Origin of the sequence: Saccharospirillum sp. MSK14-1, assembly GCF_003054965.1 — a bacterium.
In the GTDB taxonomy this organism is placed as follows: domain Bacteria; phylum Pseudomonadota; class Gammaproteobacteria; order Pseudomonadales; family Natronospirillaceae; genus Saccharospirillum.
In genome coordinates this window covers 1,169,891-1,186,477 of the sequence record NZ_MIES01000033.1, presented here as the reverse complement: position 1 = coordinate 1,186,477, position 16,587 = coordinate 1,169,891, and the positions used below count along the sequence as shown (strand labels likewise).

The 16,587-nt window shown below is 54.8% G+C and carries 17 protein-coding genes; all 17 read left to right on the top strand.

The features are described 5' to 3' along the window. Window positions 1-6 precede the first annotated feature (6 nt). Window positions 7-1,719: a fused response regulator/phosphatase gene (locus tag BGP77_RS14555; RefSeq protein WP_108165434.1), complete on the top strand. Its 1,713-nt coding sequence runs from the start codon at window positions 7-9 to the stop codon at window positions 1,717-1,719. Window positions 1,720-1,725: 6 nt separating this feature from the next. Next, window positions 1,726-2,085 (top strand): Hpt domain-containing protein, encoded by a 360-nt coding sequence (locus BGP77_RS14550; RefSeq protein WP_108165433.1) that lies wholly within the window; start codon window positions 1,726-1,728, stop codon window positions 2,083-2,085. 85 nt (window positions 2,086-2,170) lie between these two features. Next, window positions 2,171-3,982, top strand: coding sequence for a flagellar hook-length control protein FliK (locus tag BGP77_RS14545; protein WP_108165432.1), 1,812 nt, complete (start codon window positions 2,171-2,173; stop codon window positions 3,980-3,982). 78 nt (window positions 3,983-4,060) lie between these two features. Beyond that, on the top strand, window positions 4,061-4,594 hold the full coding sequence (locus BGP77_RS14540) for a flagellar basal body-associated FliL family protein (RefSeq protein WP_108165431.1): 534 nt from the start codon (window positions 4,061-4,063) through the stop codon (window positions 4,592-4,594). 8 nt (window positions 4,595-4,602) lie between these two features. Further along, entirely contained in the window at window positions 4,603-5,679 is a 1,077-nt protein-coding gene (gene fliM, locus BGP77_RS14535; protein WP_108165430.1) for a flagellar motor switch protein FliM, read from the top strand. Continuing rightward, on the top strand, window positions 5,672-6,160 hold the full coding sequence (fliN, locus tag BGP77_RS14530) for a flagellar motor switch protein FliN (RefSeq protein WP_108165429.1): 489 nt from the start codon (window positions 5,672-5,674) through the stop codon (window positions 6,158-6,160). Before fliM ends, fliN begins: the two co-directional genes overlap by 8 nt. Window positions 6,161-6,164: 4 nt before the next feature. Then, on the top strand, window positions 6,165-6,659 hold the full coding sequence (gene fliO, locus BGP77_RS14525) for a flagellar biosynthetic protein FliO (RefSeq protein ID WP_108165428.1): 495 nt from the start codon (window positions 6,165-6,167) through the stop codon (window positions 6,657-6,659). 22 nt (window positions 6,660-6,681) lie between these two features. Continuing rightward, window positions 6,682-7,404, top strand: a complete 723-nt coding sequence (gene fliP, locus BGP77_RS14520) for a flagellar type III secretion system pore protein FliP (protein ID WP_370446858.1) — start codon at window positions 6,682-6,684, stop codon at window positions 7,402-7,404. A gap of 19 nt (window positions 7,405-7,423) precedes the next feature. After that, window positions 7,424-7,693 (top strand): flagellar biosynthesis protein FliQ, encoded by a 270-nt coding sequence (gene fliQ, locus BGP77_RS14515; protein ID WP_108165427.1) that lies wholly within the window; start codon window positions 7,424-7,426, stop codon window positions 7,691-7,693. Between the two features lie 49 nt (window positions 7,694-7,742). Beyond that, a complete protein-coding gene (gene fliR / locus BGP77_RS14510; protein ID WP_108165994.1) occupies window positions 7,743-8,471 on the top strand; it encodes a flagellar biosynthetic protein FliR in 729 nt (242 codons plus the stop codon). Between the two features lie 6 nt (window positions 8,472-8,477). Beyond that, on the top strand, window positions 8,478-9,629 hold the full coding sequence (gene flhB / locus BGP77_RS14505) for a flagellar biosynthesis protein FlhB (RefSeq protein WP_108165426.1): 1,152 nt from the start codon (window positions 8,478-8,480) through the stop codon (window positions 9,627-9,629). Between the two features lie 110 nt (window positions 9,630-9,739). Then, window positions 9,740-11,962, top strand: a complete 2,223-nt coding sequence (gene flhA, locus BGP77_RS14500; protein WP_108165425.1) for a flagellar biosynthesis protein FlhA — start codon at window positions 9,740-9,742, stop codon at window positions 11,960-11,962. A 10-nt stretch (window positions 11,963-11,972) separates the two neighbouring features. Continuing rightward, window positions 11,973-13,328: a flagellar biosynthesis protein FlhF gene (flhF, locus tag BGP77_RS14495; protein WP_108165424.1), complete on the top strand. Its 1,356-nt coding sequence runs from the start codon at window positions 11,973-11,975 to the stop codon at window positions 13,326-13,328. A 61-nt stretch (window positions 13,329-13,389) separates the two neighbouring features. After that, entirely contained in the window at window positions 13,390-14,217 is an 828-nt protein-coding gene (locus BGP77_RS14490) for a MinD/ParA family protein (RefSeq protein WP_108165423.1), read from the top strand. 22 nt (window positions 14,218-14,239) lie between these two features. Next, the gene (locus BGP77_RS14485; RefSeq protein WP_108165993.1) at window positions 14,240-14,953 is read left to right on the top strand and encodes an RNA polymerase sigma factor FliA; all 714 of its coding nucleotides are present in this window, start codon (window positions 14,240-14,242) and stop codon (window positions 14,951-14,953) included. A 292-nt stretch (window positions 14,954-15,245) separates the two neighbouring features. Beyond that, entirely contained in the window at window positions 15,246-15,632 is a 387-nt protein-coding gene (gene cheY, locus BGP77_RS14480; RefSeq protein WP_108165422.1) for a chemotaxis response regulator CheY, read from the top strand. Window positions 15,633-15,666: 34 nt separating this feature from the next. Continuing rightward, the gene (locus BGP77_RS14475) at window positions 15,667-16,587 is read left to right on the top strand and encodes a protein phosphatase CheZ (RefSeq protein ID WP_199224284.1); all 921 of its coding nucleotides are present in this window, start codon (window positions 15,667-15,669) and stop codon (window positions 16,585-16,587) included.

Below are 16,587 nucleotides of genomic sequence, written 5' to 3'. Positions count from 1 at the left end.
CCCAATATGTCGAGCGCCTCCCTCACCATTCTGATAGCCGACGACAATAATACCGATCGTCGGATTCTCAGTGCTATTGTTCAGCAGGAAGGCCACAAGGTGGTGGAGGCGACCAACGGCGAGGAAGCGTTAGAGCGGTTTAACGAAAGCGTTCCGGATATTATTTTGATGGACGCTTTGATGCCTAAGATGAATGGTTTTGAAGCCAGTCGTCTCATCAAGCAGCGGGCCGGTAATCAGCTGGTCCCGATCATTTTCCTGACCTCACTTCAAGATGCGTCATCGCTGGCCAATTGCCTGGAAAGCGGCGGTGATGACTTCATGTCCAAGCCCTACAACCGGGTTATTCTGAAAGCCAAGATCAACGCCTTTGGGCGCATGCGGCGAATGCACGATCAGTTGCAGTCGCACAATCGTCAAATGTTGCTGGAGCAGCAGGTCGCTAAGACCGTTTTCGATAACGTCGCGCACTCCGGTTGCCTGGCGTTGCCCAATTTACGTCATTCCCTGTCGCCATTGGCGGTGTTTAATGGCGACACGGTTTTGGCGGAGCGCAAACCCGATGGCGGTATATCGTTATTTTTGGGCGACTTTACCGGTCATGGTCTGCCCGCGGCCATCGGTGCGATGCCGGTGGCGGAAATCTTTTATGGCATGACGCAAAAAGGCTTCGCCATGGAAGATGTGCTGCGTGAAATCAATGCCAAGCTGTACACCATCTTGCCGACCGAAGTGTTTTGTTGTGGCGCCATGGTCGATCTGGACGTGACCAACAAAATGGCGCGCATCTGGGTCGGTGGCGTTCCGTCGGTGTATCTCTATCGCGGCGACAGCGGGGCGGTGGAAAAGGTGGCGTCGTCGAATTTACCGCTGGGTGTTTTGCCATCGCGTCGTTTTTCACCTCAGCCCAATGACTATCGAATGCACAACGGTGACCGGGTGTTTCTCTGGTCGGATGGCATTGTTGAAAGTCATAACGAAGCCGGCGAGTTGTTTGGCGAAGAGCGTCTGGATGCGTTGTTTACCCACGCAACCGATCCGGACCGGATATTTGACGATATCCTTGTCGCCGTTGACCAATTTATTGGGGGCAGCCGCCCCGATGACGACACGACTTTATTAAGTGCCACCATGGTCGATCTGGATGTGATTGGCCTGCCACTGTTGCACAGCAACAAAGCGTCCATCGGCGGACCCATGGATTGGCAAATGAATTTGCAGTTAGGACCTCAAAGTCTCGGCGCTTTTAACCCCTTGCCATTGGTATTGAATATTCTGACCGAGGTGGAAGGGTTACGCAGTCTCAGTGGTCATCTGTATACCGTGTTGGCCGAGCTGTTTAATAACGCGCTCGAACACGGGGTGTTGGGACTGGACTCTAAACTGAAACAGGATTCGCAAGGTTTTGCGCAGTATTACCAGCTGCGTGAACAGCGCCTGGCGGATTTGACCAGCGGACAAGTCTGTCTGGATATTAGCCACCGTCCGCTTGGCAATGGTGGCGAATTGACCTTTGAAATCACCGATTCAGGTCCTGGTTTTGCCCATTCTCATCAAGACTTGGCGTATCTGACCGATAACCCGGACTACAGTGGACGTGGTTTGGCCTTGGTGCGGCGACTGTGTGATGAACTCGACTTTAATGACGCCGGGAATCGCGTCCGGGCGACGCTCTGCTGGCCCCGCCCAGCCTGGAGTGAACTGCATTTAAATGGATGACTTGCGATGACAGCTGACCAACCTGACCAGCACTTGGATGACGCCGCTCTGACTGACCTGCGTGATTTGCTAGAGGATGACTTCAGCGATCTTATCGAAACCTTCCTGGGCGATGCCCGTGAGCGCTACACCGAATTAGTCGCGCTTAATCAACACCCCGAACCCGACGCCCAGACCGTAAGAGGCACCGCGCACAGCTTTAAAGGCAGCTGCCTGAATGTCGGCGTGACACGTCTGGCACAGTTGTGTCGTCGTCTTGAAGAGATGGCCAACGCCGATCAATTGGATTCGGTCGATTCTTTGTTGGCGGATATCGGTACGGAACTGACCGAAGTCGAGCGTTTGCTGCGCAGTCAATACCTCTGATTCACCCCCTTTCTCAAAGCTGGCCCGGCCATTGCTATGTTTAGGTTGGACACCGTCGTCCTGAATATTGCAAAAGAGAGCACGCATGCTGTTTGTGACCAGCCCGGATGCCAGTCTAAAACCTGCCAGCCTGTCCTCAGGCACAACACCGGATGCCCTGAAAGCCACTAATGGTGAGGCTTTGGGTGGGCAGTTTGCCCGTTTGCTATCGGGTGCGACGGCGCCTCGATCGTTATCAGTTGATGCAGAAAAAGCCCCGGCATTGACGCCTCAGTTGCTGAATGCGGCCTTGGGTGGCCAGGGTGAGGGTCAGGTTTTGCCGCTGGAGCGGCAAGCCATGGTCGGGATGTTGCCGGAGGGTGTTGTACTGCCCGGGGTATTACCCGGTTCGACGGTGGCGGCGAATGGTTCAGCTGTACCCAACCTGGATCTCGATGTCAGCGGTGAAGACGGTGGCTTAAATCTGGCGTCGAATATTCCTGATACATCTTGGTTGGCTCGGTTGTTTGGCTTGGGTCCGACCACCGAAGAGGCAGCTGATGTGCTGGGTGATCTGGACCACAGCTTGGACGAGTTAGGGGCCACCATCGCGCAACTGCTGGGTGTTAAACCTTTACGCGAAGCGGTACAGAACAGCACCGAGGATGGATCAGCGCAAAGCGCAGACGCTCTGAACAGCGATGCGACCCTGGACCAGACGGACGGCTTTGATATTGAAGCGGCGCTGGCACAGTTAGGCATCGATATGCCGAGTGACGCGGTTGAGCAGTGGGTCACTGGCGATACGTTGGTGATCGACCCTGAAGCGGTTGATCGCTTGCAACACTTTTTGCATGAAGAGCTGGGGCTGAACCTGGTTCAAACAGAGACGGTGATAAACGCCATGACGGCCTGGGTCAAAAACCCGCCGCAGATCAATATCACCCCCGAACAACTGGCCGCTTCCGATGCCGGCCAATGGCAACAAGTCGAACAATTAACGCAGGTGCTGGATGAGCTGGGTGGCCAGTTCAGCAGTTGGTTGGATCAGTTGAACGCCATCGCCGCAGGCGACAACGAGGCCGTTGCTGAAGCCGCGCCGGCTTTGTCGAAAGAGTTGCGGACTCTGGCCGACGCCTTGAACGGTAAAGCAACGCTGTACTCGGACGGCAAAACGCCGTCTCCGGCGGTGATGGTGGCGCGGATGCTGCAAAGTGTTCAGAACAGTGCCACCAGCGGCAGTTTGCCCATTACCCTGGATAACAGCCGCCCCGAACAAGCCTTGTTACTGATGCCTGCCAGCCCGGTGAGCCATGATGTCGCCTTTAACAGCACCCTGGTTAAGATGGCGCGTGAAACTCTGGCCACCAAAACCGACGCAGAAACCCGTGCGGCGGCACTGAGCAGCGCGGTTAATGCCACGGCCGACAACAGCCAGGTGGTTAATCTGTCGTTGTCGCAGAGCGATGCGCCGGAACAACCTCAGGTGCTGGATTTGAAACGCGTTGATCGGCCGCTGGTTTCGGCCGATGTGAGCCGTCAATTAAGCGAACGCATTCAGATGATGGCGCAAGGGGACATCAAACACGCCACCATCCGCTTAGATCCGCCGGATTTAGGCGCGCTCGACATTAAAGTGACGGTGCAGAACGATCAAACCCAGGTTCAGATCACGTCGCCCAACCCACAAGTCCGTGAAGCGTTGGAAAGCCAAAGCGTGCGGTTACGTGAGATACTGGAACAGCAAGGCCTGAATTTGGCTAATCTGGATGTGCGCGATCAGCCATCTTCCAATAGCAATACGGATTCGGGCGAGGGCAATGGCCGTGGCGGTGGCGACGCAGATGACGTCGATTCAGAAGCGCCTGTGGCGGCCAATACGAGTCGGCCGATGGGCCTGGTTGATCACTTTGTTTAGTCCTGGCGTCACAGTCCGCTAGAATGTGAGCATCACCCTGATTGATGCAGGGCCGAGCAGCAGTAAGAGAGCGAGCGTATGGCAGAGGAAGAGATCCCCACAACTGGCGAAGACGCTGGCGGTGGTAAGAGTCGACTGAAGTTATTGATCATGGTGATCGGTGGCGCGGTGGTGATTGCCATGTTGTCGGTGGCGGCCACCTGGTTTTTATTGGGACGCGGTGGTGAGGAAGAGGCGCCACCAGAACCGGAAGAAATACCGCTGACTCAGCCGGAAGAAATGTTAACGGAAGGGCCCGCGATTTATCTCGCGCTGCAGCCGCCGTTTATTGTGAATTACAGCGTAGGAGCGCGAACCCGCTTCCTGCAGCTGGAGCTGAGCATCGTGGCACGTGATCATGCGGTGATCGATACCGCTAACACCTATATGCCACTGATTCGCAACAATTTATTGGAAGTCTTGTCCGAACAGGACTTTAACAACCTGAGAACGGCCGACGGAAAGGTGCAATTGGTCGAAGATCTGACCAAGACCATACAGGACGTCATGGAAATGCGTCTGGGCCGACCGGGTATTGAAACCGTGCTGTTCCGCAGCTTTGTCATGCAATAGGGGGTCCCGTGCAGGACTTACTCTCACAAGACGAAATTGATGCGCTCTTACACGGCATTGATGACGGCGCCGTCGAAGAAGAGGACGCCGGGGACGGCACTGGGGTCAAAACATACGACCTAACCAGTCAGGACCGCATTGTCCGGGGGCGGATGCCGACCCTGGAAATGATCAATGAACGTTTCGCGCGTTATACCCGCATCAGCATGTTCAACTTCTTGCGGCGTAGTGCGGATGTGGCCACCGGCGGGATTCAGATTCTCAAGTTCGGTGAATACGTTCATACGCTGTACGTTCCAACCAGTTTGAACCTGGTGAAAGTGCGGCCGCTGCGTGGTACGGCGCTGTTCATTATGGATGCCAAGCTGGTGTTTAAGCTGGTTGACAACTTCTTTGGCGGTGACGGCCGCCACGCCAAGATTGAGGGTCGTGAATTTACCCCGACTGAAATCCGGGTGGTACAGATGGTGCTGTCGCAAGTCTTCCAGGATATGAAAGAAGCCTGGGCGGCGGTGCTGGATGTCGATTTCGAATACGTATCGTCGGAAGTGAACCCGGCGATGGCCAACATCGTTTCGCCCAGCGAAGTGGTGGTGGTATCGACGTTCCACGTCGAGCTTGATGGTGGCGGTGGTGATCTGCACGTCACCATGCCCTATTCAATGATCGAGCCGGTGCGGGAAGTGTTGGATGCCGGTGTTCAGAGTGACGTTGACGAAGTGGACGATCGCTGGATCGATTCACTGCGCCACGACATTCTGCGCGCCAAGGTGCCGGTGAATACCAAGGTGGTGGAGCGCGATATCAAATTGCGCGATCTGGTCGAGCTGGAAGCCGGGGACATCATCCCGATCGATCTGCCCGAAAGCATCACCCTGACCGCCAATCAGGTGCCACTGTTTGAATGTAAATTGGGTCAATCCGGCGAGAACCTTGCATTGAAAGTGATCAAGCCGGTCAAGACGAACTCCCGCGATGTCGGCGATCTAAAAACGCGGCTCATGGGCCAGCGCCAGAAAAAACGGGAAGAACATGCCGTCGAGGCCATAAACGAGGCGGTTAAGCAGGAGAATCAAGATGAGTGATGACGATCTGCCAAACGAAGACGAAAACAACGTTGACGGCGGTGAAGACGAGGCGTTGTCGGAAGATTGGGCGGCCGCCATGGCCGAAGCCGGTGAGACCGGTGAAGACGATGACGACAGCAACGACGACATCAGTGCGGACGCCAACCCGCGGGCACCTCTTGAGGAATTCGAGGTGACGCCACCGGGCAGCCCCAGCGGTGCAGCAGGCAGCGACGATACGCCAAACCTGGATGTGATTCTCGACATTCCGGTGACCATCTCGATGGAAGTCGGCAACACCCAGATTCCCATTCGTAACCTGCTGCAATTGAACCAGGGCAGTGTGATCGAACTGGATCGTCTGGCCGGTGAGCCATTGGATGTGTTGGTCAATGGAACCTTGATTGCCCACGGTGAGGTGGTGATGGTGAACGAGAAGTTCGGTATTCGCTTAACCGATGTGGTCAGTCAGCAAGAACGCATCCAACGGCTGAGGTAACGTCATGGGTTTTGACACCCGCAGCAAAAAATTGACGCTGGCCAGTCTTGTCAGCCTGATAATGGCCGTTTGGTCATTGCCAGGCTGGGCTCAGGAATCCACGTCAAGCGTGCTGCCAGGCGGCGGCAGCGACTATTTCAAGCTGACTTTAACGCTGATTTTCATTGTTGGCCTTATCTTTGCGTGTGGCTGGTTAGTACGACGAATGGCTGGCGGTGCGAGCTTCAATCACCGTCACATCAAGGTACTGTCGGTCATGCCTTTGGGCACCCGGGAAAAATTGATGTTGGTGAAAGCCTTCGATGACTACCTGCTGCTCGGTGTCACGACCAACAACATCAATACCCTGCATCGTTTCGATGAGCCACCTGACCTGACAGAGTTGCCACTGACCAGTCCATTCGCCGATCGCATGAAAGGCTTGTTGAAAGGACTGGATAGTGACCCTCTGGCCAAGCATCAAAAGAACGCTAAAAACCGCTCAAACTCTGGCGACTGATTACAGTCGCCTTCTTATTATTCTGCTGTTTGGTCTGGTCTCTCTGCTGGCCGGTTTCGCGCACGCAGAAGGCATTCCGGCACTGACCGTCACCGGTACCGAAGACGGCGGTCAGGAATACACCGTCACCATTCAGATCCTCGCCATCATGACGGCGCTGACCTTTATTCCGGCAGCGCTGATGATGATGACCAGTTTCACCCGCATCATTGTGGTCTTCGCCATTCTTCGTCAGGCCATTGGCCTGCAGCAGACGCCATCGAATCAAATGCTCATTGGTTTGGCGCTCTTCCTGACTTTTTTCATCATGTATCCCGTCTTTATGCAGATAAACCGCGATGCGGTTCAGCCTTATATGTCAGAAGAGATCCTGCCGCTGGAAGCCATCGACCGCGGCCTGGCACCGATGAAAGATTTTATGCTCAACCAAACGCGCGAAACTGATTTGAATCTGTTCGTTCGACTGGCGGATATGGAAGGACAAATTGAAACTCCGGACGACACGCCGCTGAATATTTTAATTCCTGCCTTTGTGACCAGTGAACTGAAAACCGCTTTTCAAATTGGCTTCTTGCTGTTCATTCCGTTTCTGATCATCGACTTGGTGGTCGCCTCTATTTTGATGTCGATGGGTATGATGATGTTGTCACCCATCATTATTTCGCTGCCGTTCAAGATCATGTTGTTCGTCCTGGTGGACGGGTGGGCCATGATCATGGGATCGCTGGCGTCAAGTTTTGTTTGATTCCGGGAGAGTCTGATCGATGGATGCTGCCAATATTGCGGATTTGTTTTCCGAAGCCTTGTTCATTGTTGTGGTGATCGTGACCGTAATTATCGGACCCTCACTGGTTGTTGGTTTGATCGTGGCCACTTTTCAGGCGGCGACTCAGATCAATGAACAGACGTTGAGTTTTTTGCCGCGCCTGATTATTACGTTGATGGTATTGATCGTAACCGGACCTTGGATTGTCGGTAAGGTGGTCGATTTTACCAACACCATAATTTTCAATATCCCCATCTTAATTGGGTAGTGATGTGGAACTGACCGACGCCCAAATCGCCTCTTGGATCAGTCACTACATGTGGCCATTTTTCCGCATCATGGGCTTTTTCATGATCGTGCCGGTTTTGGGCGCGCGGGTAACTCCGGCCCGGGTTCGGGTCATGCTGGCATTTGTCTGGACCACAGCGTTGTATCCGATCTTACCGTCCATGCCGTTGATCGAAGTGACGGGTCTGGGCAGTTTGGTCATCATTGCACATCAGATTTTAATTGGATTGGTGTTGGGTTTTGTGGTGTTGATGATTTTGCAGGTGGTCGTGTTGGCCGGGCAAATCATCTCCATGCAGATGGGTTTGGGTTTTGCGTCCATGGTCGATCCGGCCAATGGCGTTAACGTTGCGGTTCTGTCTCAGTGGTACCAGGTGTTGGTAACGCTGGTCTTTTTGGCCATTAATGGTCATCTAGTCGTTCTGGAAGTTTTGGCAGATTCATTTGATGTGCTGCCGGTCGCACCACTCAGTTTTAATCAGGGCAGTTTTTTTGCCCTCGCAGAGTTCGGTGCCTGGGTATTTCGTGCGTCGTTAATGCTCGCTTTGCCCGCCATTGCGGCGTTATTACTGGTTAACCTGACCTTTGGTGTGATGACTCGCGCCGCGCCGCAGTTGAACGTTTTCTCTCTGGGTTTTCCGGTTTCGATGCTGGCTGGCTTGGTGATTGTCTGGGCCAGTTATTGGGCGGCTTATCCCATGGTTCAAAACCTGGTCGGCGTTCATGTCGATTTCATGCGCAACCTCATGGCTTGGTAGGGCGAAATGGCTGAAGAGAACGACAGTTCCCAGGAGAAATCCGAAGAACCCACGGAGCGAAAACTTCAGAAAGCGCGTGAAGAAGGTAACGTTGCGCGCTCCCGGGAGTTGAATACCAGTGCGGTGTTGTTGGCCGGTGCCGTCAGCATGTTGTTGTTTGGTCCTGGCCTGAGTGAATCCATGCTGGGCATCATGAAATTCACCTTCAGTTTTGATCGCCAAGCCAGCTGGGACACCATTGTCGCTTTGCGTTATTTAGAAGCGTCGATGTTCGAAGCCTTGTGGGCGTTGGTGCCGGTGTTTGCGTTATTGTTGGTGGCTGCAACGGTGGGACCAATTGCATTGGGAGGCTGGAATTTTGCGGCCAAAGCGATAGCACCCAAAGCCAGTCGTATTAATCCGTTGTCCGGTATTAAACGGATGTTTTCTATGAATGCCCTGGTGGAATTGCTCAAAAGCTGGGGCAAGGTGTTGGTGGTCGGCACCGTGTCAGTGATCGCGCTGTTCGGTTTGAAAAACGATTTTCTGTCGATGGTGTTTGAGCCGACAGAACCCGCCATTAAACACGCGGTCGTGTTATTGGCCTGGACCTTTCTGATCATCTGCTCCAGTACCTTGATCATTGCGGCGTTGGATATTCCGTTCCAGATATACAGCCATACTAAAAAACTGCGCATGACCATGCAGGAGATTAAGGAAGAATTTAAAAACACCGAAGGTAAGCCGGAGGTGAAAAGCAAGATTCGCCAATTGCAGCGTGAGATGGCAAACCGGCGCATGATGTCTGATGTTCCTGATGCCGACGTGGTTATTACCAACCCGACGCATTACGCCGTAGCACTGAAATACGAACCCAATGCGATGCCTGCGCCGGTGTTGTTAGCGAAAGGCATTGACGAGACCGCGTTAAAAATTCGTGAAATCGCCACCGAATATAAAATTCCGGTGATGGAAATTCCGCCCCTGGCCCGTTCGGTTTATTACCACACGAACATTGGCGACGAGATTCCTGAGGGTCTTTATATCGCAGTGGCTCAGGTCTTGGCTTATGTCTATCAAGTGGATCAATGGCGCAAAGGGCGTGCGCCCAAACCGGACGCGAAACCGGACTTCCCGATCCCTGACGAACTGCGCGAAGACGACCCACCGGAAGCCTAAGTCTGTAGGCCCTGTGATGGGGTTCCAGGCAATTTGAGAGCAAGTTCCCATTCTGGCCCGATCCGTGCAAACAGTCAGGTGAACCTACTGATTCGCCTGATTATTGACAGATGGCTTTCCTCGATAATGTAAGAGGGTTGGGAACGCAGGTCCGCAGCCTCGACCGCGGTGCCGTTCTCAGCTCCACCCGCACCAATGCCAAATTGATGACGCAACGCGTTGTCGGTGTGCCGTTGATGTTGTTGCTGGTCCTGGGCTTGATGACCCTGCCAGTGCCGCCTTTTGTGCTGGACTCCTTTTTCACCTTTAACATCGCGCTGTCCATCGTGGTGTTGCTGGTGACGATCTACGTACTGCGTCCGCTCGATTTTGCCGTCTTTCCCTCCATCATTCTGGTTGCCACGCTGCTGCGTCTGGCGCTGAACGTTGCCTCGACGCGAGTGGTTCTGCTCTACGGGCATGAAGGCGGTGATGCCGCCGGTCAGGTGATTGAGGCGTTCGGTGCGGTTCTGATTGGCGGTAATTACGCCGTTGGTTTCATTGTTTTCGCCATCTTGATGATCATCAACTTTGTGGTGGTCACCAAAGGTGCTGGCCGGGTATCGGAAGTCAGCGCGCGTTTCACCCTGGATGCTATGCCGGGTAAACAGATGGCCATCGATGCCGACTTGAATGCGGGCTTGATCGACGCCGAAACAGCCAAGACGCGCCGCACGGAAATTGCCCAGGAAGCTGACTTCTATGGCTCTATGGACGGTGCGTCAAAATTTGTTCGCGGTGATGCCATTGCCGGCATTCTGATTTTGGCGATCAACATCTTTGGTGGGCTTGCCATCGGCATGATGCAGCATCAGTTGGAGTTTGGTCAGGCGGTTGAACGCTATGCCTTGCTGACCATCGGTGATGGCCTGGTGGCGCAGATTCCGTCGCTGCTGTTGTCGGTTGCCGCGGCCATCATGGTGACGCGCAATTCCAATAGCCAGGAAATGGGCGAGCAGATTCTGCATCAGATGTTCTCGACGCCGCGGGCGTTGAGCATTGCGGCCTTTTTAATTGGTGTGATGGGCCTGCTGCCGGGCATGCCGCATTTCGTTTTCCTGTCGTTGGCGTTTATCTGTCTGATCGGTGCACTGTTTATTCTGTACCGCCAAAAACTTGCCGCCGGGGAATCCTTCTTTCCCGGTGCGCCGACACCGGCCGGTGCTGGGGCTGGGGCCAAGACGGGCAAGGTTGAGCCGGGTGGTGCGCCACCGGTCACCAGTACCGAAAGTGATACCAAAGAGCTCAGCTGGGATGATGTTCAGCCGGTCGACATTGTTGGCCTGGAAGTGGGTTATCGCTTGATCCCGCTGGTTGATCGTTCACAAGGCGGTCAGTTGCTCGGCCGTATAAAAGGCATTCGCAAGAAGCTGTCTCAGGATTTGGGCTTTTTGGTGCCGTCGATTCATATTCGCGACAACCTTGATCTGATGCCCAATGCTTATCGGCTGACGTTGATGGGCGTGGGGATTGCCGAAGCCGAGGTGTATCCGGATCGCGATATGGCGATCAATCCCGGCCAGGTGTTCGGCTCGCTCGAGGGCATTAAAACCCAAGACCCGGCGTTCGGGCTGGAAGCGGTGTGGATTGAATCGACTCAGCGCGATCGGGCGCAGACGCTGGGTTACACCGTTGTGGATGCCAGTACCGTGGTGGCGACGCACGTCAATCATCTGTTGCATCAGCACGCCTACGAACTGCTCGGTCACGAAGAAGCTCAGCAGATGTTGGATCTGCTCACTAAGAAATCGCCGAAGCTGGCCGAGGAGCTGGTGCCTAATACTTTGACGCTCAGCCAGTTGCTTAAGGTGTTGCAGAATCTGTTGATGGAAGAAGTGCCGGTGCGCGATCTGCGAACCATCGCCGAGTCACTGACCAACCTGCAGCCGAAGAGCCAGGATATCTCCATTCTGACGGGCGCAGCGCGGATGGGACTGTCGCGCATGATCGTTCAGGGCATTGTGGGTAATGAACGTGAGATACCGGTTATCACCTTGGATCGCGGGTTGGAACAGTTGTTGCAGAAGACTGTTCAGCAGGCCGGAAATGATGGAAATCTTGACGGTGTGACCTTGGAGCCGGGTATGGCTGAGCGACTGCAGCAATCGCTGCAAGAAACGTCGCAACGCCTGGAAGGTGAGGGTAAGCCCTCCATTCTGCTGGTCTCCGGTTCAATTCGGATGTTGTTGGCGCGGTTTGTCCGCCATGGCGTACCGGGATTGAAGGTCCTCAGTTTCCAGGAAATACCGGATAACAAACACATAACCATCGTGGCCACGGTAGGCGGTCAGTGAGGATGAATCGATGAAAGTGAAACGCTTTGTCGTTGCCAGCATGCAGGTTGGGCTGAAGCAGGTTGCCGAGGCTCTGGGGCCGGAAGCGGTTATTCTGTCGACGCGCAAATTGCCGGAAGGCACCGAGATTGTCGCTGGTGTCGACGAGGCGGAATTCGCTCGCTTTGAAGCCAACCGCCCGGCTGCGCCAGATCCGGAAGCCATCATCAAAGCGCATCCGCGGCAGCACGATGGTCAGCCTAAGCTGGATACCGAAAGCCTGAAAGGTTTGCTGGAAAACCTGGCGCCGCATAGTCGTGCCGCCTTTGGGGATCTGGCGCCAGAACGTCCAGCGCCGGCGGATACCACGGAGTCCGCGCCGGATTCGCCGTTGGCACGAGCCATGGAAGCCCAGCAACGTGCCGAATTGTCGGCTCAGCGCCCGGCTCCAAAAACAGAAACGCAGCCAACGCCGCTGCGCGCTCAGTCCGATGAGGAACTGATGTCGTTGATGCGTCAGGAAATCGACAGTCTGCGTCAAATGCTCAAGCAGCAAACGGACTTCCTGCAGGCGCCGGTGATGGGCGCTCAGACGCCGCAACTGGAAAAACTTGAAGGTCGGCTGCGCGCCCTGGGTCTGAGTGAGTCCGTGCAACGGTCACTGCTGCGTCACTATGATCGTGATGCGGCGTTGGATGCCAATTGGCGGCGTCTGCTGGCGCGCCTGGCGTCGGGTTTGTCGGTGCCGGTGTTTGATCCGCTGACGGAAGGCGGCGTGGTGGCACTGTGTGGTCCGACCGGTGCGGGCAAGACAACGACACTGGCCAAGTTGGCAGCACGGGCGGTCAAGCGCCGGGGTCATGACAAGGTGGCAGTGGTCAGCACGGATTGTTACCAGCTGGGTGCTCAGGATACCCTGGAGTCGGTCAGTCAGATTCTGGGGGTGGATTATCGTGCCCTGGGCGAAGACGACAGCCTGGCGGAAACGCTGGAGTCGTTGTCGCACTACCATCTGGTCCTGGTCGACACCAGTGGCAGCGCCGATGCGTTGCGGCAGTGGCAGGCTCAGGTGGTCGATACCGGTCTGGATTCCCGCATTCAAAGCGTGCTGGTGATGCCGGCAACCGCTAACTGCGAGAGTTTGAACCAATTTATACAGGCATTCCCCAGCCAACATCTGGCGGGTGCCATCATTACCAAGCTGGATGAAGCGCCTTGTTTTGGCAGTGTTTTCGACAGCTTGCTGCGTCACCGCTGGCCTTTGTGGTACAACACCGATGGGCAGCGCATCCCGCAGGACATCGACAGTGTCGATCCGGTGCGGCTGGTCAAACGACTGGCACGTGCTCTGGATGAAACACGCCCAGGGCTTGCGCAGGCGAGTTGAGATAAGACCGTCATAGACGATGGTAATTGCCTATACTGGGCCAACGGAGTAGATCGAGCGAATGAGTGGTTTGAAACCGATACAGGTACTGGCCGTCACTGGTGGTAAAGGTGGCGTAGGTAAAAGCAATGTCTCTGTGAACACAGCGGTCGCGCTGGCGGAGCAGGGCAAGCGAGTCGTGTTGTTGGATGCGGACCTGGGTCTGGCCAACATCGATGTGCTGCTGGGCGTATCGTCCGGTCGCAACATTGGTGATGTGCTGTCTGGTGAAGCGGAACTGCGCGATATCCTGGTACCGGGCCCTGGTGGCATTCGCATCATTCCCGCTTCGTCTGGCACCCAGCGCATGGCCAACCTGGGCGAACAGGAACACGCAGGCATCATCGGTGCGTTCAGTGAGTTAGGCGACGATATGGACGTCTTGATCGTCGATACCGCCGCAGGCATTTCGCGGACGGTGACGTCCTTTGTCCGCGCTGCTCAGGAAACATTGATGGTGGTGACCGATGAACCGACCTCGGTGACCGATGCCTACGCCTTAATCAAGGTGTTGAACCGCGACTGCAAGATGGATCGTTTCCGGGTGTTGGCTAATATGGTCCGTACACCCAATGAAGGTCAGGCGCTGTTCAACAAATTATCGAAGGTCACAGACCGCTTTTTGGATGTGACGCTTCAATACGTCGGCTCCGTACCCATGGATGAATCGGTACGTAAGGCCGTCCAGCGCCAGAAGGCCGTTATCGAGGCGTACCCGCGGTCCAAAGCCGCGATCGCTTATCGTTCACTGGCCCAGAAGGTCGCGACCTGGCCCTTGCCAACCACGCCTCGGGGAAACCTCGAGTTTTTTGTGGAACGGCTGGTCCAGGGGACTACTGGAGTCGCCTGAGATGTCGGTGCAGCATTACACTATGTATCAGACCGAAAAGAAGGTCGATTACGACCGCCTGGTAAACGAGCAGGGTGTGCTGGTCAAGCGCATTGCCCATCACTTGCTGGCTCGCTTGCCAGAAAGCGTACAGCTGGAAGACCTGGTGCAATCGGGCATGATCGGCCTGTTTGAGGCTGCACAGAATTACGACCACACCAAGGGCGCCAGTTTTGAGACCTATGCGGGTATCCGCATCCGTGGCGCCATGCTCGATGAAGTGCGCAAAGGGGACTGGATACCCCGCTCGGTTCATCGCAATTCTCGCCGCATCGCCGACGCCATTCGCGAGATCGAAATGCGCGAAGGGCGTGATGCTCAAGATCAAGAAGTGGCTGCAGCGCTGGAGATGAGTCTGGATGACTATTACTCCTTGCTGAAAGATACCCAGGGTTCGCGACTGTTCAGCTTTGAGGAGCTGATGGAGCAGGGCAATGGCGATCTTCAGGATTACCAGGTGGGTAATAGCCAGCATTTGGCGCCGCATTCAGAGGTCGAATCGGATCAGCGCAATCACCAATTGGCCGATGCCATCAAGCAGTTGCCCGAGCGCGAGCAACTGGTGCTGTCGCTGTATTACGACGAAGAACTCAATCTAAAAGAAATTGGCGCCGTTCTGGGCGTCAGTGAATCCCGCATCAGTCAAATCCATACCCAGGCCGCCATGCGCCTGCGTGCCCGAATGAGCGAGTGGTAGTCAACTGGATTTGCCCTGTCAGTCAGGCTGTATCGCGGCCGCTGTTGGGGTAGACTAGTCGGCTTCCGGACGCTCTAAACTATCGCGATCACCGGTCGATACAGATGCCAGCAGACCTTGACGAGACTTGTGGGTGCTCTCATGGACAGTTGTGGTAACACAATTGAGCTTGAGTCAGCGCTTAGAGCCACGACGGTCAGTGAAAAGGCATCCTCGAGACTGGATAGCCGGTTACCAGCGTCTATCATAAAGACAGTAAGCAGTTTGTCGGGTGAGGCTAGAGGAGGTCATCTTGGACAAGAACATGAAAATCCTGGTTGTCGACGATTTCTCAACGATGCGGCGCATTGTTAAGAATCTTTTGCGCGACCTGGGCTTCAGTAACACCCACGAAGCAGACGATGGTTCCAGTGCATGGCCGATGTTGCAAAGCAGCGATTTCGACTTTGTGGTCACCGATTGGAACATGCCGGGTATGACCGGTATCGAACTGCTCAAGAAAATCCGTTCGGACGAACGTCTGAAATCCATTCCAGTCTTGATGGTAACCGCCGAAGCTAAGCGCGATCAGATCGTTGCTGCGGCACAGGCAGGCGTTAATGGCTATGTCGTCAAGCCGTTCACTGCGGCCGCCTTGAAAGAGAAGATCGACAAGATCTTTGAACGAGTCGATGGCTGATAGCCGGTGTTAAGGGTTGACCAAAGAGGCCGTTATGGCTGATCCAGACAACAAAAAATTATCTCCTGAATTTCTAGATGCACTGAAAGATATGGTTCCGGCGTTGTTGGAGCAGGTGCAGCACGAGAATATGGACGAAGCTGTTGCGATTCTGGCGAAGCTACAGCAGGCCCGGACCGAGCATTATGCCGGAACCACTTTTGCTGATTTGCTGAAAGAAAAAGCCGCGGAATTGCACCAGCGAATCGAAGCAGGGGAAACCGAGTCGGCGCTGGAGACGCTCCAGGAATTGCAAGATGCGCGTGACCGGGGTCTCTATCAGGAAGTCGGTCGACTCACGCGTGCGTTGCACAGCGCCATCACCAATTTCCATATTGACGCTAAACCCGGGGAGGGTGTGCAGGAGCTTTCAGAAATGTCCGAAGCGACCGATCGCCTCGGGTATGTCGTAACATTGACGGAAAAAGCGGCCAACACCACTCTGGATTTGGTCGAAGAAAGCATGCCGGTCGCCGGAGCGATGAAGGAAGAATCCGCGCGCTTGAAAAGTGAGTGGAAGCGCTTGGTTGACCGGGATATGAGCGCAGAAGAATTTCGTTCGCTTTATTGGCATTTGGACGGGTTTTTTACCCTGCTGAACGATCAGTCCGAAACGCTTTATAACAACCTGTCGAGCATTCTGTTGGCTCAGGATTTTCAGGATTTAACCGGACAGGTCATTAACAAGGTCACCAGTTTGGTCAAGGAGGTCGAAGCCAGCTTGGTTGATTTGGTCTTTATGGCCAGCCAGGTCGATGAAATAACTGGCATCGTTCGCGAAGGCCCAGAGGTTGCCGCCGAAGGCGTTGCAGAAGTCAGCGACAAAGGCGAAGGACCTCAGATCAATGCCAATGCTGAGGGTGTCGTATCCAGCCAGGATGATGTGGACGATTTATTGTCCAGTCTTGGTTTTTGA

Excerpts from the sequence above, each read along its gene's own strand:
- BGP77_RS14555 (WP_108165434.1), top strand. The coding sequence starts at position 7 with ATGTCGAGCGCCTCCCTCACCATTCTGATAGCCGACGACAATAATACC.
- BGP77_RS14550 (WP_108165433.1), top strand. The coding sequence starts at position 1,726 with ATGACAGCTGACCAACCTGACCAGCACTTGGATGACGCCGCTCTGACT.
- BGP77_RS14545 (WP_108165432.1), top strand. The coding sequence starts at position 2,171 with ATGCTGTTTGTGACCAGCCCGGATGCCAGTCTAAAACCTGCCAGCCTG.
- BGP77_RS14540 (WP_108165431.1), top strand. The coding sequence starts at position 4,061 with ATGGCAGAGGAAGAGATCCCCACAACTGGCGAAGACGCTGGCGGTGGT.
- fliN (WP_108165429.1), top strand. The coding sequence starts at position 5,672 with ATGAGTGATGACGATCTGCCAAACGAAGACGAAAACAACGTTGACGGC.
- fliO (WP_108165428.1), top strand. The coding sequence starts at position 6,165 with ATGGGTTTTGACACCCGCAGCAAAAAATTGACGCTGGCCAGTCTTGTC.
- fliQ (WP_108165427.1), top strand. The coding sequence starts at position 7,424 with ATGGATGCTGCCAATATTGCGGATTTGTTTTCCGAAGCCTTGTTCATT.
- fliR (WP_108165994.1), top strand. The coding sequence starts at position 7,743 with ATGTGGCCATTTTTCCGCATCATGGGCTTTTTCATGATCGTGCCGGTT.
- flhB (WP_108165426.1), top strand. The coding sequence starts at position 8,478 with ATGGCTGAAGAGAACGACAGTTCCCAGGAGAAATCCGAAGAACCCACG.
- flhA (WP_108165425.1), top strand. The coding sequence starts at position 9,740 with ATGGCTTTCCTCGATAATGTAAGAGGGTTGGGAACGCAGGTCCGCAGC.
- flhF (WP_108165424.1), top strand. The coding sequence starts at position 11,973 with ATGAAAGTGAAACGCTTTGTCGTTGCCAGCATGCAGGTTGGGCTGAAG.
- BGP77_RS14490 (WP_108165423.1), top strand. The coding sequence starts at position 13,390 with ATGAGTGGTTTGAAACCGATACAGGTACTGGCCGTCACTGGTGGTAAA.
- BGP77_RS14485 (WP_108165993.1), top strand. The coding sequence starts at position 14,240 with ATGTATCAGACCGAAAAGAAGGTCGATTACGACCGCCTGGTAAACGAG.
- BGP77_RS14475 (WP_199224284.1), top strand. The coding sequence starts at position 15,667 with ATGGCTGATCCAGACAACAAAAAATTATCTCCTGAATTTCTAGATGCA.